Annotated in this window: 19 protein-coding genes; 13 read left to right on the forward strand and 6 right to left on the reverse strand. The window is 73.1% G+C overall.

The genetic code is table 11. The annotated features are described in order from the left end of the window. Positions 1-54: 54 nt before the first annotated feature. From ACLJTM_RS07575 to ACLJTM_RS07595, 5 genes are all read left to right on the forward strand, one after another. Positions 55-276, forward strand: coding sequence for a hypothetical protein (locus tag ACLJTM_RS07575; protein WP_411102641.1), 222 nt, complete (start codon positions 55-57; stop codon positions 274-276). Between the two features lie 384 nt (positions 277-660). After that, a complete protein-coding gene (locus ACLJTM_RS07580) occupies positions 661-2067 on the forward strand; it encodes a DUF6421 family protein (RefSeq protein WP_411102642.1) in 1407 nt (468 codons plus the stop codon). Positions 2068-2093: 26 nt separating this feature from the next. Beyond that, positions 2094-2855: an SDR family NAD(P)-dependent oxidoreductase gene (locus ACLJTM_RS07585; RefSeq protein WP_411102643.1), complete on the forward strand. Its 762-nt coding sequence runs from the start codon at positions 2094-2096 to the stop codon at positions 2853-2855. Further along, complete coding sequence (locus ACLJTM_RS07590) at positions 2852-3913, forward strand: threonine aldolase family protein (RefSeq protein ID WP_411102644.1); 1062 nt, start codon at positions 2852-2854, stop codon at positions 3911-3913. Before ACLJTM_RS07585 ends, ACLJTM_RS07590 begins: the two co-directional genes overlap by 4 nt. Positions 3914-3968: 55 nt before the next feature. Continuing rightward, on the forward strand, positions 3969-4571 hold the full coding sequence (locus ACLJTM_RS07595; RefSeq protein ID WP_411102645.1) for a transglutaminase-like domain-containing protein: 603 nt from the start codon (positions 3969-3971) through the stop codon (positions 4569-4571). Here the strand turns inward: ACLJTM_RS07595 and ACLJTM_RS07600 are convergent. Beyond that, complete coding sequence (locus ACLJTM_RS07600; RefSeq protein ID WP_411102646.1) at positions 4507-5748, reverse strand: MFS transporter; 1242 nt, start codon at positions 5746-5748, stop codon at positions 4507-4509. The two genes, ACLJTM_RS07595 and ACLJTM_RS07600, sit on opposite strands and share 65 nt — an antisense overlap. A gap of 79 nt (positions 5749-5827) precedes the next feature. Between ACLJTM_RS07600 and ACLJTM_RS07605 the strand changes: the two genes are divergently transcribed. Further along, positions 5828-6388 (forward strand): CGNR zinc finger domain-containing protein, encoded by a 561-nt coding sequence (locus ACLJTM_RS07605; RefSeq protein ID WP_411102647.1) that lies wholly within the window; start codon positions 5828-5830, stop codon positions 6386-6388. A gap of 187 nt (positions 6389-6575) precedes the next feature. Here ACLJTM_RS07605 and ACLJTM_RS07610 read toward each other — a convergent pair whose 3' ends face one another. After that, the gene (locus tag ACLJTM_RS07610) at positions 6576-7298 is read right to left on the reverse strand and encodes a lysophospholipid acyltransferase family protein (protein ID WP_411102648.1); all 723 of its coding nucleotides are present in this window, start codon (positions 7296-7298) and stop codon (positions 6576-6578) included. A gap of 221 nt (positions 7299-7519) precedes the next feature. Between ACLJTM_RS07610 and ACLJTM_RS07615 the strand changes: the two genes are divergently transcribed. From ACLJTM_RS07615 to ACLJTM_RS07635, 5 genes are all read left to right on the forward strand, one after another. Next, positions 7520-7870, forward strand: a complete 351-nt coding sequence (locus ACLJTM_RS07615; RefSeq protein ID WP_411102649.1) for a thioredoxin family protein — start codon at positions 7520-7522, stop codon at positions 7868-7870. Positions 7871-8196: 326 nt separating this feature from the next. Continuing rightward, positions 8197-8736 (forward strand): flavin reductase family protein, encoded by a 540-nt coding sequence (locus tag ACLJTM_RS07620; RefSeq protein ID WP_411102650.1) that lies wholly within the window; start codon positions 8197-8199, stop codon positions 8734-8736. 201 nt (positions 8737-8937) lie between these two features. Next, positions 8938-9723, forward strand: a complete 786-nt coding sequence (locus ACLJTM_RS07625; RefSeq protein WP_411102651.1) for an electron transfer flavoprotein subunit beta/FixA family protein — start codon at positions 8938-8940, stop codon at positions 9721-9723. Positions 9724-9781: 58 nt separating this feature from the next. Further along, the gene (locus tag ACLJTM_RS07630; RefSeq protein WP_411102652.1) at positions 9782-10756 is read left to right on the forward strand and encodes an electron transfer flavoprotein subunit alpha/FixB family protein; all 975 of its coding nucleotides are present in this window, start codon (positions 9782-9784) and stop codon (positions 10754-10756) included. A gap of 208 nt (positions 10757-10964) precedes the next feature. After that, the gene (locus ACLJTM_RS07635; RefSeq protein WP_411102653.1) at positions 10965-12263 is read left to right on the forward strand and encodes a DUF6986 family protein; all 1299 of its coding nucleotides are present in this window, start codon (positions 10965-10967) and stop codon (positions 12261-12263) included. A 95-nt stretch (positions 12264-12358) separates the two neighbouring features. Here the strand turns inward: ACLJTM_RS07635 and ACLJTM_RS07640 are convergent, their stop codons facing one another. Then, positions 12359-13009: a DUF4360 domain-containing protein gene (locus ACLJTM_RS07640; RefSeq protein WP_411102654.1), complete on the reverse strand. Its 651-nt coding sequence runs from the start codon at positions 13007-13009 to the stop codon at positions 12359-12361. Positions 13010-13174: 165 nt separating this feature from the next. Next, on the reverse strand, positions 13175-14161 hold the full coding sequence (locus ACLJTM_RS07645; protein WP_411103264.1) for a LacI family DNA-binding transcriptional regulator: 987 nt from the start codon (positions 14159-14161) through the stop codon (positions 13175-13177). 188 nt (positions 14162-14349) lie between these two features. Between ACLJTM_RS07645 and ACLJTM_RS07650 the strand changes: the two genes are divergently transcribed. Next, the gene (locus tag ACLJTM_RS07650; RefSeq protein WP_411102655.1) at positions 14350-15399 is read left to right on the forward strand and encodes an NUDIX domain-containing protein; all 1050 of its coding nucleotides are present in this window, start codon (positions 14350-14352) and stop codon (positions 15397-15399) included. A gap of 62 nt (positions 15400-15461) precedes the next feature. Here the strand turns inward: ACLJTM_RS07650 and ACLJTM_RS07655 are convergent, their stop codons facing one another. Both ACLJTM_RS07655 and ACLJTM_RS07660 read right to left on the reverse strand, forming a co-directional pair. After that, on the reverse strand, positions 15462-16190 hold the full coding sequence (locus tag ACLJTM_RS07655) for an MBL fold metallo-hydrolase (RefSeq protein WP_411102656.1): 729 nt from the start codon (positions 16188-16190) through the stop codon (positions 15462-15464). Between the two features lie 471 nt (positions 16191-16661). Next, positions 16662-18026, reverse strand: coding sequence for a dipeptidase (locus ACLJTM_RS07660; protein ID WP_411102657.1), 1365 nt, complete (start codon positions 18024-18026; stop codon positions 16662-16664). Positions 18027-18436: 410 nt separating this feature from the next. Here ACLJTM_RS07660 and ACLJTM_RS07665 point away from each other — a divergent pair, with 410 nt between their 5' ends. Further along, positions 18437-19618: a geranylgeranyl reductase family protein gene (locus tag ACLJTM_RS07665; RefSeq protein WP_411103265.1), complete on the forward strand. Its 1182-nt coding sequence runs from the start codon at positions 18437-18439 to the stop codon at positions 19616-19618. Positions 19619-19720: the final 102 nt, after the last annotated feature.

Raw genomic sequence — 19720 nt, forward strand, 5'->3', positions numbered from 1 at the left:
GCGGCGAAGGAGCCCGGTGCGGACGAGTTCCAGAGCCCGGCCCGGAGGGGCGCGGTGGAGCAGCAGCTGTGCCTCGAGACCCTGTGGCAGTGGGACGAGAAGGCCATCCCGCACTTCCGGCACCGGCCGGACGCCGAGGCCGGCGCCGCCCGGCCGGGAGCGCCTGCGGGCGCGGCCGTGACCGGCCCCGCGCGTTTCGCGAACCGGCTCGACCCCGGCGCCCGGCCCCACGTCGACGTCCTGACAGCCGCCTTCCCCGACGTCGGCGGGCGCTGACCGGCGCCGCCGCGGCGCGTGGATCTTCCGCCGCACCCGCGGCCTCCTTCCGCGGCCCGGCCGTCGAGTCGGGCGAGGACCGGGAGCTGCCGGGGCCGCCCGGCGCGCCCGCACCCGCCGTACGCGTCCGCCGCCCCGGCCCGGAGCGCCGGCCGGGCGCCGGCCCGCGGTGGTGTTCCGCCACGGCGGGGGCTGGTCCAGTGCCACCACGCCACCGTCCGGGCTGGAGGACGGGGCGGAGCGATTGCTTCCACCCTGAAGGACGGGAAGAATTTCGGTGACGGAGGGGGTGGCGCAGGATAATTTCCTGGCTTTCCACTTGAGTAGAAGAGCCTCACACGCTTACGCTGCCCTCACGTGAGGTTCTCCTGTGGAGGAAGTGACATGACGGAAACTCTTGTGTCGGGTGCCGGCGGTACCGCGATAACCGCCGATGCGCGGGTGGTGGACCACCCGGCATGGCCCGAACTCAAGGCCGCCGTGGAGGAGATCCGCCCCTGGCAGTCCAAGGACGGCTCCATCGACTTCGCGGCCGAGGGCGCCCCCGCCCGGTCGGCCGCCGAGGCCGCGGTCGCCCGCGTGGCCGAGGGCGTCGAGGCGCTGTCCCCGCTGCTGCCGCATGACGCCGCGTACCACCGGGCGCTCGTCGCCGACCTGCACAAATGGGTTGCCGACGGCTTCGGGGTCCCCGACTTCCTCGACTCCCTGCTGGCCTTCCACCCGGCCTCCGGGCGGGCCGACGGCCTCCAGCACCTCGTCGTCTTCCCCATGTACACGCAGAACGGCAACCCGGACCGCAACCTCGAAGCCGTCGTGCTCAAGATGGTGTGGCCCGAGTGGCTCTCCGAGCTGGAGCGGACCCGCTACGACAACCCGCTCTTCCTCGGCATCACCTTCGAGGACTTCACCCCGGGTTACGACACGCACTCCGCCGTGCTCTTCCCGGAGACCATCGCGGTGCGCGAGGCCCCCGAGCGCTTCACCTGGGGCGGCATCTTCTGCGACCGCGAGGCCGCCCGCTACCGCCGGGTCACCGAGGCCGCCGTGGACATCCTGGGCATCGAGCTGCCCGAGGACATCGCCGCCATGGTCGAGGACCAGGAGCGCTGCGAGAAGGCCTTCGTCCTGTGGGACATGGTCCACGACCGCACGCACAGTCACGGCGACCTGCCGTTCGACCCCTTCATGATCAAGCAGCGCCAGCCGTTCTGGATGTACGGCCTGGAGGAGCTGCGCTGCGACCTCACCGCCTTCAAGGAGGCGGTCAAGCTCGAGTCCGAGGGCAACGAGCACGGCCGCGACGTGCAGTACGCCGTCCTCTTCGACCGGATGTTCCGCTTCCCGGTCTCCGGCGACCGCAACCGGAACTACGACGGCCTGGGCGGCCAGCTCCTCTTCGCGTACCTCCACAAGCACGACGTCGTGCGCTGGACGGACAACAAGCTGAAGATCGACTGGATGCGCGCTCCGCAGGTCACCAACGAGCTGTGCGCCGAGATCGAGGACCTCTACCGGGCCGGCATCGACCGCCCGAAGCTCGTCCACTGGTTCAAGGCGTACGAGCTGGTCTCGACCTACCTCGCCCCCCACCCGGGCTCCAAGTGGGCCAAGGGCCCCGACGCCCTCGACATGACGCAGCCTCCGCGCAAGCTGGTGGACGACGTGCTTCCGGACGAGTTTCCGCTCAGCATGTTCTACGAGGCCCTCGCCAAGAAGCTCAAGGGCGTGATCGCCTCGACGAAGGGCATCACCGCCCGTACCGCCGAGAGCGCCGCGCGGGTCGCCGCGTGAGCACTCGCCCCCAGGAGGCTGCACAGATGAACGGCTCCGCGAACGGCAACGGAAAGCTTCAGGGAGCTGTGGTCGCGGTGGCCGGGGCCGGCGGCCCCGCGGGCCGCGCCACCCTGCTCCGCCTCGCCGAGGCGGGCGCGGTGGTCGTGGCCTCCGACGCCGACCCGGCGCGGCTCGCCGAGGCCGTGGACGCGGCGCGGTACGCCCACGGCGGAGCCACCATCACCGGTGACACCGTGGACCTGCTCGACCTGGCCGCCACCAAGGCCTGGGCCGAGCAGACGGAGAAGGAGTTCGGCCACCTGGACGGCCTCGTCCACCTCGTCGGCGGCTGGCGCGGCAGCACCTCCTTCACCGACACCGACCTCGCGGACTGGGACTTCCTGGAGAAGCTCCTCATCCGCACCGTCCAGCACACCTCGCTGGCCTTCCACGACGGCCTGCTGCGCAGCGCACGCGGCCGCTACGTCCTGGTCAGCCAGTCCGGCGCGCACAAGCCGGTCGCCAACAACGCCGCGTACAACGCGGGCAAGGCGGCGGCCGAGGCGTGGACGCTGGCCCTCGCCGATTCCTTCCGCAAGGCGGGGGGCGATGACGGCCCGGGCGCCGCAGCTGCGATCCTGGTCATCAAGGCACTGGTGCACGACGCGATGCGCGCCGAGCGTCCCAATGCGAAGTTCGCGGGCTTCACCGACGTCCAGGAGCTGGCCGAGGCCATCGCCGGCGTGTGGGAGCGGCCCGCCACCGATGTGAACGGACAGCGTCTGTGGCTCACTCCGCAACCGTGAGGACCGATGCCCGCCGGCACCACGACCCGGCGGTGCGCGGTTTCGCGAGCGACAACTACGCGGGGGTGCACCCGGAGATCCTGGAGGCCATCGCGCTCGCCAACGGCGGCCACCAGGTGGCCTACGGCGACGACGAGTACACCGAGCACCTGCAGAAGGTCTTCCGCAGCCATTTCGGACCGTACGCGCAGGTCTTCCCGGTCTTCAACGGCACCGGCGCCAACGTCACGGCCCTCCAGGCCATGACCGACCGCTGGGGCGCCGTGGTCTGTGCCGAGTCGGCGCACATCAACGTCGACGAGGGCGGCGCACCGGAGCGGATGGCCGGCCTGAAGCTGCTCACCGTCCCCACCCCGGACGGCAAGCTGACCCCCGAGCTCATCGACCGGCAGGCCTGGGGCTGGGAGGACGAGCACCGGGCCATGCCCCAGGTCGTCTCGATCACCCAGAACACCGAGCTGGGCACGGTCTACACCCCGGACGAGGTCCGGGCGATCTGCGAGCACGCGCACGCCCTGGGCATGAAGGTGCACCTGGACGGGGCGCGGATAGCCAACGCCGCGGCCTCCCTCGACGTGCCGATGCGCACCTTCACGAATACGGCCGGCGTGGACGTGCTGTCCTACGGCGGCACCAAGAACGGCATGATGATGGGCGAGGCGGTGGTCGTGCTCAACCAGGACGCCGTCCGCCAGATGAAGCACATCCGCAAGATGTCGATGCAGCTCGCGTCGAAGATGCGGTTCGTGTCGGTGCAGCTGGAAGCCCTGCTGGCCAAGGACCTGTGGCTGCGCAACGCCCGGCACGCCAATGCCATGGCGCAGCGGCTGGCGGCGGGCGTCCGCGAGACGGACGGGGTGGAGATCCTCTACCCGGTGCAGGCCAACGCGGTGTTCGCCCGGCTGCCCCACGAGGTGTCGCGGCGGCTGCAGAAGCGCTACCGCTTCTACTTCTGGGACGAGATCGCCGGTGACGTCCGCTGGATGTGCGGCTTCGACACCCAGGAGGAGGACGTGGACGGCTTCCTCCAGGCGCTGAAGGAAGAGCTGGCGCGCTGATTCCATAAGCATGCACATGCACATGCAGATATCTGCATAGGTATGCTCCTGGATCATGGAACTGATCCAGGAGCATCCCGGCCTCGCCCGCTATCTGGCGGCCGACGAGGCCATCGACCACGGCCATCCGCTGGTGCAGGAGACCGCCGACGCCCTGTGGGCCGCCGCGGACGGCGATGCCGAGGCCTACGCACGGGTCGCCTTCGCGTTCGTCCGTGACACCGTGCCCCACTCGGCGGACTCCGGCGACCTGCGCGTCGTCTGGCGCGCCTCCGACGTGCTCGCCGCCCGGACCGGCATCTGCCACGCCAAGTCCCACGCGCTGGCCGCCCTGTTGCGGGCCCGCGGCATCCCCACGGCCCTGTGCTACCAGCGCCTCGCCGAGGACGACGGGACCGGGCACCTCCTGCACGGGCTGATCGCCCTGCGGCTGCCCGGGAGCGCCCGGTGGTCGCGCCAGGACCCCCGCGGCAACAAGCCCGGCGTGGACGCGCAGTTCCGTCTCGACCGAGAGCAGCTGGCCTTTCCCGTACGCCCGGAACTGGGGGAGGTCGACCACCCCGTGCTGTACGCCGCCCCGCACCCGGGCGTCCTCACCGCCCTCCGCGGCTCCGCCGACCGGCCGGAACTGTGGCGGACGCTGCCGACGGCCCTGTAGGGCCCTGCGGCGGCGAACCCGGCCGTGCCACCAGCACGTGCAGCAGGGCCGCGGCCAGCTGGAGCGCGGCGATCCCGGCCAGCAGCACCCGCGGGGGCGCGCCGGCCGCGAACCCCACCAGGGCCGCGCCGGCCGAGGCCGCCGTCAGTTTGAGCCCGGCGCCCAGGGTGAAGACCTGCGTACGGGCCTGCGCGGGCGCGTAGTCGGAGCGGATGCGCAGCGTGGCCGTCAGCAGCGGCCCGTCGCAGACCCCCGCCACCAGGAACAGCGCCGCCGTGACGGCCACGGACGGGCCCGCCGCCGCCGCGGCCAGCGCGGCCCCCGTCCCGGCCAGCGCCCACTGCACGAGGCGGCCCGGCGGCACCGAGGTCATCCGCCCCAGCGTCAGCGAACCCGCCAGCGCCCCCACCGCGAAGGCCGTCACCAGCACGCCTCCGGCACCCGGGCTGCCGAGGTCCGCGGCGAGCAGGACCGAGGTGGTGGTGAGCGAGCCGATCCCGACGAAGGCCAGCGTGGTGGCCGCCGTGACGGCCCGCAGCTCCCGGACCTGCCACAGGGCGCGGAGCCCGGCCGTCAGGCCGGAACCGGCCGCGGGCCCGCGGGTCCGCACCTGCGGCCCCCGCTGCTCGTACGGCAGGCCGGCCGCCAGCGCCGCGGCGAGCGCGCCGGAGGCGGCCAGGACCGCCATCGCGGGGGCGGCGGAGGCCAGGGCGGCGACCAGGCCGACCACCGCCGGCGCGGTGACCGCCGCGGCGTTGTACGTGGAGGCGTCCCAGCCGTAGGCCCTGTCCCGCCGGGGTCCCTCCGGCACCAGGCCGGCGACCAGGCTGGACAGCCCGCCGGTGACCATGGGCCCGCAGGACCCGCCGAGGACCGCCACCACGGCCACCAGCGCCACCGGAGCCCGCCCCAGCAGCAGGGACAGTGCGGCCACGGCGGCGGTGAAACCGGCCAGGGCGCCCACGTGGAACAGCCGCGGGCGGCGGGTCCGGGCCGCGGCCGCACCAGCCAGCGGGGCCGCCAGTACGTGCGGGGCCAGCCAGGCCGTCAGCAGGAACGCCCCGTGCGCCGCGCTTCCGGTCCGCTCCAGGGCGAGCAGCACCACGGCCATGCCCATGCCCTCCGAGGCGAACCGGGCAGCTAGCGCCGCCGCCAGGTACCGCCAGAACCCGCCCATCGGACCCCCCAGCCGCCGTGTAACGTGATAAGTGGACAAGACGTTACGCGATACAGGTGTGAGGCGGAAGGATTCAGGGATGGCGGACCCCGGGGCGGGCTTCTCGGCCGGCCGGCGCCTGTTCGACCTGGCCGAGGCCGTGCGTGCGGACCCGGGCCTGTCGCGCGCGGCCCTCGTGGAGCTGCTGGCCCGGCACGGGGAGCACCCGGACGACCTCGCCGAGGAGGCCTTCGGCGAGGCGGACGCCGCGGACCTGCGCGCCGCGGCCGGGAGGATGGCGGCCCTGCTGGCCGAGCCCGACGAGGACCGGGCCGCCGAGGCCCTCAACGGCCTCTTCGCCGCCCACGCCACCCGGCCCCGGCTGACCCGGCACGACGGCAGGGCCTGGCACCTGCACGTGGATCGGGGGGACGGGGCGGGCTGGGGCGACTGGTTCCTGGCCGCCGGGGCCCTCGCGCTGGCCCAACTCCTCACCGAGTACGGCCGGATCGTCTGGGGGGCCTGTCCCGCCGGGGGGTGCGGCCGGATCTTCCTCGCCACCGGCCCGGGCAGCGCGCGCCGGTACTGCTCCACCACCTGCGCGACACGCGCCCGGGTCGCCGCCCACCGCCGCCGCAAGCGGGCGGACGCGGCCGGCTGAGAGGGGCGACGCGGACGGGCCGCGCGGCGCGGCCCGCGATCGTGCCGCACGACCCGGGTCCCGTTCCCGCGCGCTGCGGCGCAAGGGGCCTCGGCCCGGGGCCCGGGTTCCGGGAAGGACCTCCGCAGGAGCACCCGGGGGAAGGCGCCCCGCAGCCGGGCCGGGGAACCACGCTGCGATGGGCGGTTCAGCCCGCCTCGCGGACCTCGGCGGCCGTCGGCGCGGTACCGCCCAGGTGGGCCGGCAGCCACCAGGAGTCCTCGGCGCTGCGGGGCTTCTCCGGGTACGCGCGCTGCGCCGCGTCGAGCAGTTCCTGCACGCGCTCGCGCAGCCGGCGCGTGATGGCTCCCGCGTACTGGTCGGCCGGAGCCTCCACCGGCTCGCCCACCCGCATCGTCACCGGGATGTGGCTGCGCTTGAGGTTCTTCGGCCGGCCCTTGGTCCACAGCCGCTGGGTGCCCCACAGGGCCACCGGGATCAGCGGCACACCGGCCTCCTGGGCCATGCGCGCCGCGCCCGACTTGAAGCTCTTGAGCGTGAAGGACTGGGAGATGGTGGCTTCGGGGAAGACCCCGATGATCTCGCCCGCCCGCAGCGAGTCCAGGGCGTGCTGGTAGGCCGTCTCACCCTGCTTGCGGTCCACCGGGATGTGCTTCATGGCGCGCATCAGCGGTCCGGACACCTTGTGGCGGAACACGGACTCCTTCGCCATGAAGCGCACCAGGCGCTTCTGCGGCCGGGCGGTGAGCCCGGCGAAGATGAAGTCGAGATAGCCGATGTGGTTCGACACCAGGACCGCCCCGCCCGTGCGCGGGATGTTCTCGGTCCCCTTCATGTCGATGCGGACGTCCAGCGCGCGGAAGAGACCGTGCGCGGCACCGATCACCGGAGGGTAGACGAGCTCAGCCATGGTGGGGAGACCCCGCTTTCTGCCTGGGGAGGTTCTCCCGGCCGGAAGTTACGGCAGCGTAGGTTACGCAACCATGGGGATGGTGCCCCATACGCGGGCTGCTGGCCAGCCCAGATGACCGTACCCAGGGAGATTCTCGTCACGCAGGGAATGCGGGGCAAGCACGCGGCGCTCCGCAGAGAGGTGCCTGCCGAGAACGGTGTGGGACGGGTGGGAACAGGGTGACGACGACTGGAGTACGGGTGCGCGGACAGGACGACGGGGAGATCCGGCTGGGGGCCGCCGAACTGGGTGCGCAGCCCGGTCCGCGGGCCAGCCTGGTGCAGTTTTCCAGTGCCTTCTGCCAGCCGTGCCGCGCCACGCGGCGGATCCTCGCGGAGGTGGCGGCGATGGTGGAGGGGGTCGCGCACATCGAGGTCGACGCCGAGCGCCACCTCGGCCTCGTCCGGGCCCTCGGCATCGAGAAGACCCCGACGGTGCTCGTCCTGGACGGGGCGGGGCGGATCGTCCGGCGAGCCGCCGGCATGCCGCGGAAGGCGGACGTCATCGCCGCCCTGGGCGCCGCGGTGTGAGCGCGGGGGTGCACGGGCGCAGGAGCGGCGGGAATGTCAGCAGCATCAGGAGTGCAGGAGGACGGGCTTCCGATCGGGGGCGCCGGAGCCCCGCGGCGCTCGTGGGCACTCCCGCACGCAGCGTGACGCACCTGACATCTGCCCCTTCTCGCTTGACTGGGTACACGGGACATCGCGAGGCTGGCCGCATGCGGTATGAACTCCTGCTCCACGGGCGGGTCCACGTGGACCTCGTCCGGCACGCGAGCGCGCGCTGTCCGGGGCACTGAACGCCCCGACCCCCTCCCGCCAGCGCCCGCCCTCCGTGGCAGTAAGGAAGTTTCCCCATGACGGTCCCGACGGTTCCGACGGTCCCTCCGGCCCCGTTGCCCCGCCCCCGTGCCGGCCGGCCCGGCTCGCCCGACCTCCTGCGCTCCGTGTTCCGGCGGCACGCCGCCGGGGTCGCGGTGATCACGGCCCAGGACGCGGGCCGTCCGGTGGGCTTCACCGCCACCTCGCTCAACTCGGTGTCCGCCGACCCGCCGCTGCTGTCGTTCACCATCGGGACCGGGGCCTCCAGCTGGCCCGCGATCCGGGACTCCGAGTACCTCGGCGTCCACATACTGGGGGAGCACCAGGAGGAGCTGGCCGGCCTGTTCGCCCGTAGCGGAGCCGACCGGTTCGGGCCGGCCACGGCCCACACCCCGGGCCCGTACGGAGTCCCGGTGCTGGACGGCGTGCTGGCGTGGCTGGTGTGCCGCGTGGTGACGCGGGTACCTGCGGGGGAGCACCGGGTGATCATCGGAGAGGCGGTGGCGGGGGACCCCGCGGGAGCGGGCCGCCCGCTGCTGTACCACCAGGGACGCTTCAACGCGTTGCGCGACTGATTCGTGCCGGGTGGAGCGGGTCCGTCCGGCGTTGGCAAGGTCACAGTTCACCGGCCTTGCCCCTCGGTGGGACCCGATGTGTACTGACGAGTAACATTCCCTTCGGAGCGCGGGCCGCCCCGACCGGGATCCGCCCCACATGGCGCCTATGCTGCCTTCACAAGGCGGTACCAGAAATGACGATGCGGTAGGAGAGCCGGCGTGAGCCTGAGGATCGTTGTCTGTGTGAAGTACGTGCCCGACGCCACCGGCGACCGGCAGTTCACCGAGGACTTGACCGTCAACCGTGACGACGTCGACGGCCTGCTGTCGGAGCTCGACGAGTACGCCGTCGAGCAGGCGCTGCAGATCGCCGAAGAGGCCGACGACGCCGAGGTCACCGTCCTGACGGTGGGCCCCGAGGACGCCAAGGACGCGCTGCGCAAGGCGCTCTCCATGGGCGCCGACAAGGCCATCCACGTCGAGGACGACGACCTGCACGGCACCGACGTCATGGGCACCTCGCTGGTGCTCGCCAAGGCGATCGAGAAGGCCGGCTACGACCTGGTCATCACCGGCATGGCGTCGACCGACGCCGCCATGGGCGTGCTCCCGGCGATCCTGGCCGAGCGCCTGGGCGTCCCGCAGGTCACCCTGCTCTCCGAGGTCAAGGTCGAGGACGGCACCGTGACCGGCCGCCGCGACGGCGACACCGCGAGCGAGCAGCTGGAGGCCTCCCTCCCGGCGCTCGTCTCGGTGACAGACCAGTCGGGCGAGGCCCGCTACCCCTCCTTCAAGGGCATCATGGCCGCCAAGAAGAAGCCGGTCGAGTCCTGGGACCTGGAGGAGCTGGAGATCGAGTCCGACGAGGTCGGCCTGGAGGGCTCCTGGACCGCGGTGGACTCCGCGGCGCAGCGCCCGGCCCGCACCGCCGGCACGATCGTCAAGGACGAGGGCGACGGCGGCAAGCAGCTGGCCGAGTTCCTGGCCGGCCAGAAGTTCATCTGAGCTTCGGCCAACCCCTCTCAAGCCCCCAGACACTTCGCAATCGCAGGAGAGCAGTCCCATGGCTGAAGTTCTCGTCTATGTCGACCACGTGGACGGCGCCGTCCGCAAGCCCACCCTTGAGCTGCTGACGCTGGCCCGCCGCATCGGCGAGCCCGTCGCCGTCGCCCTGGGCGCCGGCGCCGCCGACACCGCGGCCGTGCTCGCCGAGCACGGCGCCGTCAAGGTCCTGACCGCCGACGCCCCCGAGTTCACCGAGTACCTCGTGGTACCGAAGGTGGACGCGCTCCAGGCCGCGTACGAGTCCGTGTCCGCCGCCGGCTCCCTCGCCGCCGTGCTCGTGCCCTCCTCCGCCGAGGGCAAGGAGATCGCCGCGCGCCTCGCGCTGCGCATCGGCTCCGGCATCATCACCGACGCCACCGACCTGGAGGCCGGTGAGGAGGGCCCGGTCGCGACGCAGTCCGCCTTCGCCGCTTCCTTCACCACCAAGTCCCGTGTCTCCAAGGGCACTCCGGTCATCACCGTCAAGCCGAACTCGGCTCCGGTGGAGGCCGCCCCGGCCGCGGGCGCCGTCGAGGCCCTCGCCGTCACCTTCGGCGCCCTGGCGACCGGCACCAAGGTCGTCTCCCGCACCCCGCGCGAGTCGACGGGCCGCCCCGAGCTGACCGAGGCCGCGATCGTGGTCTCCGGTGGCCGCGGCGTCAACGGCGCCGAGAACTTCCACGTCATCGAGGCCCTCGCGGACTCCCTCGGTGCCGCGGTCGGCGCCTCGCGCGCCGCGGTCGACGCCGGCTGGTACCCGCACTCCAACCAGGTCGGCCAGACCGGCAAGTCGGTCTCCCCGCAGCTGTACATCGCCTCGGGCATCTCGGGCGCGATCCAGCACCGGGCCGGCATGCAGACCTCGAAGACCATCGTCGCCGTCAACAAGGACGCCGAGGCGCCGATCTTCGACCTCGTCGACTACGGCGTCGTCGGCGACCTGTTCGCCGTCGTCCCGCAGCTGACCGAGGAGATCAAGGCGCGCAAGGGCTAGTCCGCCGCCCGGCGGATCCCCACCGATCCGCCGTATCGGCTTGACCTGCGTATCTCTGTGCCTCCGGGGCCGTGTGGTGATTCTCACCGCGCGGCCCCGAGTCGTTTGCCCGTCAGGAGGGAGGGACCATTGACGGAGCGGAACCCCGTGACTAAATTCTGCAATGCGGATCTAAGCTTCCGTGAAGCGGAAAAGAGGAGAGTGCACGATGGGTCAGCAGGAGAAGGTGGCGACGAGCCTCGCAGGCGCGGTCAGCGAAGGCATCAGCGCCTCCCTGGCGCCGGTGGACGCAGAACTCGCGCGCCACTACCCTGGCGACCCCGGCACCCGCCAGCCCATCCACACGGTCTACGTGCCCGGTGACGTCTTTGCCGCGGACACCATCCGCTCCTGGGGCGACCAGGCCCTGGCCGCGCTCGACGAGCACGCTCCGGACGCCGCCACCTTCGCCAAGGTCCTCGGCATCTCCGACGAACTGGCCGTACCCGTCTACGACCGGGTCCGGGCCAAGCTGGCCTCCGAGCCCGTCGAGGACCTCCGCGTCGACTTCGAGGACGGTTTCGGCGTCCGCTCCGACGAGGAGGAGGACCAGGCCGCCGCCCGCGCCGCCCGCCTCGTCTCCGAGGCCTTCTCCAACGGCACCAACGCCCCGTACATGGGCATCCGCATGAAGTGCATGGAGTCCAACGTCCGCGACCGCGGCATCCGCACCACCGACATCTTCCTGTCCGGCCTGCTCGCGAACGGCGGCCTCCCCGAGGGCCTCGTCCTGACCCTCCCCAAGGTCACCTACGCCGAGCAGGTCAGCGCCTTCGTCACGCTGCTCGAAGCCTTCGAGCGCGCCCGCGGCCTGCGCCCCGGCCGGATCGGCTTCGAGATCCAGATCGAGACCAGCCAGTCCATCGTCGCCTCCGACGGCACCGCCACCGTCGCCCGCATGATCGAGGCGTCGAAGGGCCGCGCCACCGGCCTGCACTACGGCACCTTCGACTACAGCGCCTGCGTCGGCGTCTCCGCCGCCTACCAGTCGAGCGACCACCCCGCCGCCGACCACGCCAAGGCCGTCATGCAGGTCGCGGCCGCGGGCACCGGCGTACGCGTCTCCGACGGCTCGACCAACGTGCTGCCCATCGGCACCACCGAGCACGTCCACGAGGCCTGGAAGCTGCACTACGGCCTCACCCGCCGCGCCCTGGCCCGTGCGTACTACCAGGGCTGGGACATGCACCCGGCGCACCTGCCGACCCGCTACGCCGCCGTCTTCACCTTCTACCGCGAGGGTCTGGAAGCCGCCGCCGGCCGCCTCAAGGCGTACGTCGCCAAGATCGAGGGCGACGTGATGGACGAGCCGGCCACCGCCAAGGCGCTCGCCGGCTACCTGGTGCGCGGCCTGGACTGCGGAGCCGTCGGCGCCGAGGAGGTCACCTCCCTGACCGGCCTGACCCGCGCCGAGCTGGACGCCTTCGCGATCCCGCGCCGCTCGGCCACCCTGAAGGCCGGCAGCTGACCGCCGGAACACCCGAAGGGCGTACGCCCCGCCGCGCGGCGGAGCGTACGCCCTTCGTCGTGCGCGGCCGGGCGGACCCGGCCGGGCACCGCGGCTCAGCGCGCCGGGCACTGCTTCCACGAGAAGTGGTACTTGCTGTTGAAGCTGCCGTCCGTGGAGTCGAGCGCCATGAAGCTGGTCCTCGCCGGGTCGGAGGTGCCGACCTCCGCGCGCAGCTCGGTGTTGATGTTGAAGTTCCGCTTCTCCCCGCACGGCGCGAAGACCAGGGCTTCGATCCCCGTTTCGTCGGTCGCCTGCCAGTTGTCGTCGAGCGCACCGCGGAACTGGTGCGTCCGGTAGGCGGTCTGGCTCATGCCCTGGAAGTAGTAGCTGGCCTTCTGCGTGCCGACGGCGCCGGGCTGCAGGCTGCCGAAGCCCCGGTAGTCGACCTTGCTGACCGCGTACGTGAAGCCCTGCGGGACGTTCACGACCAGGGACAGCAGGCAGTTCTTGCGGCCGTCGACCGCGGCGACGCTCCCGCCGGCCTGGGCGATGTACTCGCTGTAGGTCACGGTGAAGGCCGTGTTGTCCGGTGCGACGGCGACGGCCGCGCTGCCGGGACGGCAGCCCGAACCGTTGACGGTGGCGACGTCCACCGTGATCTGACCGGGCGGCGCGGGCGCGGGCGCAGCCGCCCCGGCCGGTGGGGCGAACGCGGTGAGCAGCAGGACCGTCGCCGATCCGGTGAGGAGCACCGGCTTGAACATGGGACATCCCTTCTCGTCCTGGCGGGCCCCGCGTGGTGGGGGGCCCGTGCCGCCTCCGGGCGGGTGTGGGACGCACACCGGAGGGACGGGACTCAGCCTGGAAGAAGGGCACCGCGCGCGCACCCGAAGGTGGGCCGTCTGGCGCAGCACGGGCAGCCCGCGGGGTCAGGGGGCGGGCGGGAACTCCCCGGAGCCGCGGGGGATCAGCCGGGTCGGCAGCTCGATACGGGCCGCCGGGAGGTCGGCTCCCGCGAGCCGCCGGAACAGCCGGTCCGTCGCCACCCGGCCCAGCGCCGCCGCGTCCTGGGCCACGACCGTGACCCCTGGACGCAACAGGTCCGCGAGCTCGAAGTCGTCGAAGCCCACCAGCGCCACCGCACGCTCCCGGGAGGCCAGGACCCGTACCAGGGTGACCGTCACCCGGTTGTTGCCTGCGAAGACCGCGGTCACCGGCTCCGGGCCGGACAGCATGTCCGCGGCGGCCACCGAGACCCGGCCCGGGTCCGTCGAGCCCAGCGACACCCAGGATCCGGCCACCGCGAGCCCCGCGTCCGCCATCGCCGCCCGGTAGCCGCGCAGCCGCTCCGTCGCCGTGTGGATGCGCGGATGGTCGCCGATGAAGCCGATCCGGCGGTGGCCGCCGGCGATCAGGTGCGCCACCCCGTCGCGGGCTCCGCCGAAACTGTCCGACAGCACCACGTCCGCGTCGATCCGACCGGCGGGCCGGTCCACGAACACCGTCGCCACGCCCGCCCGCATCTCCGGCTCCAGATAGCGGTGGTCGTCCCCGGCCGGGATCACGATCAGCCCGTCCACCCGGCGGGCGCACAGGGCCAGCGCCAACTCCCTTTCCCGGGCCGGGTCCTCGGCGCTGGAGCCGTTGATGAGCAGGGCGCCGTGCGCCCGCGCCACCTCCTCGACGGCCCGGTTCAGCGGCCCGTAGAACGGGTCGGCGAGATCCTCCAGGACCAGCCCCACGGTGGCGGTACGGCCCTTGCGCAGCACGCGCGCGCTGTCGTTGCGGCGGAACCCCAGGGCGTCGATGGCCTCTTGGACCCGCCGTTCCGTGTCGGCAGTGACCCCGGGCTCGCCGTTGACCACCCGCGACACCGTCTTCAGGCCGACGCCGGCCCGGGCCGCCACGTCCTTCATGGTCGGCCGGTTGCCGTAGCGGGGCTCGGACGGGCGGCGGCTCTGGGGCACGGCGGGGAAACCTCCGGGGGATCTGGCACGGCTCTGACCTTGAGGATAAGCACTCGGCTGATAGTGGGGTTTCCGTGGCAGGGTGAGGCGGGCAAGCCATGGGGGGCTCCGGACGAGCCATGGGGAGAGGGGTAGACGTGATTGTCTGGATCAACGGCACCTTCAGCGCCGGGAAGACCAGCACGGCCCGCGAACTGACCGGAATCCTCCCGGACAGCACCCTGTTCGACCCGGAGTCCGTCGGCGACGCGCTGCGGGCGCTGCTCCCGCGCAAGCGCATGGCCGAGGTCGGCGACTACCGGGACCTGCCGGGCTGGCGCCGCCTCGTGGTGGACACGGCCGCGGCGCTGCTCGCCGAAGTGGGCGGGGTGCTCGTCGTACCGATGACCCTGCTGAGGCAGGACCACCGGGACGAGATCTTCGGCGCACTGGCCGCCCGCCGGATCGCGGTGCGGCACGTGCTGCTGGCCCCTGAGGAAACGATCCTGCGGCAGCGCATTGCCGCCCGTCAGGAACCCGGCGCCCCCCAGGAGGCGGACCTCAACGTGCGGCAGTGGGCCTCCGACCACCTCCCCGCCTACCGGCAGGCGCTGGGCTGGCTCACCGCCGACGCGCACGTCATCGACAACGGCGGCCTGACCCCCCGCGAAACCGCCGAGCGCATCGCCGAAGCCGTCCGCACCGACCGGGCCGCGGTCTGCGACATCGTCCAGACACCCGAACCGACCCGCGAGACCGTGGCGGCCGGGGTCCTGCTCTTCGACGAACAGGACCGGGTGCTGCTCGTGGACCCCACGTACAAACCCGACTGGGAGTTCCCCGGCGGCGTCGTCGAGGCGGGCGAGGCCCCGGCGCGCGCGGGGGTGCGGGAGGTCGCCGAGGAACTGGGTCTCGTCCTGGAGAGCGTGCCGCACCTGCTGGTCGTCGACTGGGAGACCCCGCAGCCCCCCGGCTACGGTGGCCTGCGCCTGCTCTTCGACGGCGGCCGCCTCCCCGAAGGCGCCGCGGCCCGGCTCCGCCTCCCCGGACCCGAACTGCGCGCTTGGCGCTTCGTCACGGAGGCCGAGGCCGCCGGCCTCCTCCCGCGGCACCGCTACGCCCGCCTGCGCTGGGCCCTGCGCGCCCGCGAGCAGGGCCGCCCCCTGTACCTGGAGGCGGGCACCCCGGTCGGCACCCCGGTCGGCTGACCGGCAGCAGGGGGCGGGGGCGCGGGCGGGCCGGACCCGGACCCAGGGGGCTGTGGCCCCGGTCAGTCGGCCTGGGGCGTCGCCGACGGGGGCACGGAGGGGTCGGACGCGGCTGCTGCCGCGGCCAGTGCGGCGGCCGTGTCCACCGTCAGGGGGTCGCCGTGGCCGAAACAGGCCACCGAGGGCGCCAGCGCCGCCAGCCGCCGGAAGGACGCGAGCGCCCGGCCGGGATCCACGTTGAACACACCGAGCATCACGGGTCCCACGGCCGCGGCGCAGTCACCCGTGAACAGCACCCCGTGGCGCGGGAGATGGATACCGATGCTGCCGTCCGTGTGCCCCGGCGCATGCACGACGTACGCGCCGTCGCCGAAACCGAGCTCCTCACCGTCCTCCACCTCCCGGTGGACGGGGGTCGGCGGGGCCGCCGGAACGGTCAACCCGCGCTCCCACACGGGGAGTTTCCAGTCGGACAGCACGGGGTCGGGTACCGGCAGCTCCCCGCGGACCACGGGTGCGTCGAGCCGGTGCGCCAGGATCTGCGCGTCCCGCCGGGCCGAGAGCTCACCGGCCGAGCCGACGTGGTCGCGGTGGCAGTGGGTCAGGACGATCCGCTCCAGCCGTGCGGGCAGCAGCCCGAGGGACCGTATCGCCCCCTCGATCTCGTCGGCGGCCCCGGCGTGGCCCGAGTCGACCAGGGTCAGGGCCCCGCCGTCCTGCCAGAGGTACGCCTGGCCGATGGGGAAGCGGAGCATGTGCAGCCGCTGCGGGAGAACTTCCACGAGATCCATGACGCCGACGCTATGCAGCAGGGCCCGCCCCGGGCAGGCGACTTCGCCGTCGGCGCAGTACGCCAGTGCGCCTGAGGCGCGGTGCGTCTGGAGGGCCAGTGCGGCTGAGGCGTCGTATGCCTGGAGCGTCAGTGCGCCTGAGGCGCGGTATGCCTGGAGCGTCAGTGCGCCCGCGAGGCGGTGCGCTTGGAGGGCCAGTGCGCCTGAGGCGCGGTATGCCTGGAGCGTCAGTGCGCCCGAGGCGCGGTACGCCCGGGAAGGCCAGTACGCCCGACAGGCGGTATGCCCGGGAGGGCCAGTGCGCCTAGAGGCGGTATGCCCGGGAGGGCCAGTGCTCCCGAGAGGCGGTGCTTGGAACGCCAGTGCGCCCGAGGCGCGGTGCGCCCCAGACGCAGACGCCCGAGGCGCAGACGCCCGAGGCGCAGACGCCCGGGGCGCCGTGCGCCCCGGGCGAATCGCTGGCCCGCGCGGTCAGCCGCGCTTGGACTCCGCGTAGTTGACGAGGAAGTGGGCCTCGGCGACCGACAGGCGCTCCAGCTCCTGCGGCGAGACGCTCTCGTTCACCGCGTGGATCTGCGCCTCCGGCTCGCTCAGGCCGATCAGCAGCATCTCGGCGTCCGGGTACAGCGACGTCAGCGTGTTGCACAGCGGAATCGACCCGCCCATCCCGCTGACCTGCATCTCCTGGCCGGGGTAGGCCACCCGCATGGCCGCGGCCATCGACGCGTACGCCGGGCTGTCCGTGTCCGCCTGGAAAGGCTGGCCCTGGCCGACGACCTCCAGCTCCAGGCGCGCCTTCCACGGGGTGTGGGCCACCATGTGCGCCTCCAGCAGCTTGATCGCCTCCGTGGTGTCCACGCCCGGCGGCACGCGCAGGCTGATCAGCGCACCCGCGCTCGCGTGCACGGACGGCGTGGCCCCGACCACCGGCGGGCAGTCGATGCCCAGCACGGTCACCGCGGGACGGGCCCACAGCCGGTCGGCGACGGTACCCTCACCGATCAGCTCGACCCCGTCCAGCACCCGCGCATCGGCGCGGAAGTCCTCCTCCGGGTACTGCAGCCCCTCCCACACCGCGTCCGAGGCCAGCCCGTCCACCGTGGTGGAGCCGTCCGCCGCGCGCAGCGAGTCCAGGACGCGGATCAGCGCGGCCAGGGCGTCCGGGGCGGCTCCGCCGAACATGCCGGAGTGCAGGTTGCCGCCCAGCGTGTCGATCTTCACCTTGAGCAGGGTCATCCCGCGCAGGGTGGCCGTCACCGTCGGCAGGCCCAGACGGAAGTTGCCCGCATCGCCGATCACGACGGTGTCCGCGGCCAGCAGCTCGGGGTGCGCCTCGGCGTACTGCTGGAGGCCGCCGGTGCCCTGCTCCTCGGAGCCCTCGACGATCACCTTCACGCTCACCGGCACGCCCCCGTTGGCCTTCAACGCGCGCAGGGCGAGCAGGTGCATGATGAACCCGCCCTTGCAGTCGGCCGAACCGCGCCCGTACCAGCGGCCGTCGCGTTCGGTCAGCTCGAACGCGGGGGAGATCCAGGCGGCGTCGTCCAGGGGCGGCTGCACGTCGTAGTGCGCGTACAGCAGCACCGTCGGCGCACCCTGGGGGCCCGGCAGGAAGCCGTACACCGACTGGGTGCCGTCCGGGGTGTCGAGCAGTGCGACGTCCTGGAACCCCTCGGCGCGCAGCGCGTCGGCGACCCAGCCGGCCGCGGCCTCGCTCTCGCTCCTGGGGAACTGTGCCCAGTCCGCGACCGACTGGAAAGCCACCAGCTCGGTGAGCTCCTGCTTGGCGCGGGGCATCATCGAGGCGATGGTCTCGGCGATCGGGTTCTGGGACATGGGCACGCTCCTCTTGGGTGCGACGTTGTCGTATGTGTACGCCGCCCGCATCCGCGTGGTACGCGTGCGCCGGGCAGGCGAAAGTCAGTCCCGATCCTCGCACAGCAGGACGAGGCGGACGCGCGCCGTAGGATTTCCCCGGCATCGGAGCAACGGGTGATCAGGAGCAGCAGCACATCGTGAGCAGCGACGACGGACGCGACGCAGGCACGGGCGCAGGCACGGGCGAGGACTCAGACCGGGCATCGGCCACGGGGCCGGGCACGGCGCCGGGTGGGGAATCGGGCGCGCTGGGCGAGCAGGACGAGCAGGACGAGCACGGCGAGCAGGACGAGCACGGCGGGCAGGGCGGCCCGGCTGAGCAGGGTGCGGGCGACGGGACGGCAGGCGGGGCCGGCGAGGTCTGGGACGTGGTCGTGGTCGGGGCCGGACCGGCCGGCGCCTCGGCCGCGCACGCCGCAGCCACGGCGGGGCGGCGCGTGCTGCTCTTGGAGAAGGCCGCCCTGCCCCGCTACAAGACCTGCGGCGGCGGCATCATCGGTCCCTCGCGCGACGCCCTCCCACCGGGCTTCGTCCTGCCGCTGAAGGACCGCATCCACGCGGTCACCTTCTCGCTCAACGGCAGACTGGCCCGCACCCGGCGCTCCCGGCAGATGCTGTTCGGGCTGATCAACCGGGCGGAGTTCGACGCCGGACTGGTCGAGGAGGCCGAGAAGGCGGGCGCGACCGTGCGCACCGGCACCGCCGTCGCCCGGGTCGAGCAGCACGGCGCCGCCGTGCCGGACCGGCGCACCGTCGCCGTGGTGCTCGCCGACGGGGAGACCGTCCTGGCCCGCGCCGTGGTCGGTGCGGACGGCAGCGCCAGCCGGATCGGCGCGCACGTCGGGGTCGAGATGGACCAGGTGGACCTGGGCCTGGAAGCGGAGATCCCGGTACCGGCGACGGTCGCGGAGGACTGGAAGGGCCGGGTGCTCATCGACTGGGGCCCCCTGCCCGGCAGTTACGGCTGGGTCTTCCCCAAGGGGGACACCCTGACCGTCGGGGTGATCTCGGCGAAGGGCGAAGGCGCGGCCACCAAGCGCTATCTGGACGACTTCATCGCCGCGCTGGGACTCGCCGGCTTCGAGGCGGCCGTCTCCTCCGGGCACCTGACCCGCTGCCGCACGCCGGACTCCCCGCTCTCGCGGGGCCGCGTACTGGTCGCGGGAGACGCGGCCGGACTCCTGGAGCCGTGGACCCGCGAGGGCATCTCCTTCGCGCTGCGCTCGGGACGGCTCGCGGGGGAGTGGGCCGTGAAGATCTCCGAGGCGCAGGACGCGGTCGACGCCCGGCGCCAGGCCCTCAACTACGCCTTCGCCGTCAAGGCCGGCCTGGGCGTGGAGATGGCGGTGGGCAAGCGGATGCTCACCGCCTTCGAGAGCCGCCCCGGCCTCATGCACGCGGCGATCACCGGCCTGCGTCCCGCCTGGCTGGCCTTCGCGCAGATCACCCGCGGCAAGGCGACCCTGGCGGACATGGTCCGCACCTACCCGCTGGCCCGCAAGGCCCTGCACCTCCTGGACGCCCGCCAGGCGGGCCGCACCGGCAGGTAACCGAAACCCGCGGCCCGGCCCCGCGGAGCTGCGAACCGGCGCCCACCCCGCCGCACCGTGCGTGGACACCCCGGGGGTACGGGCCTCGCGGCCGGGCCCCGT

This window comes from Streptomyces sp. cmx-4-9 (assembly GCF_046548835.1).
Taxonomy (GTDB): Bacteria; Actinomycetota; Actinomycetes; order Streptomycetales; family Streptomycetaceae; genus Streptomyces.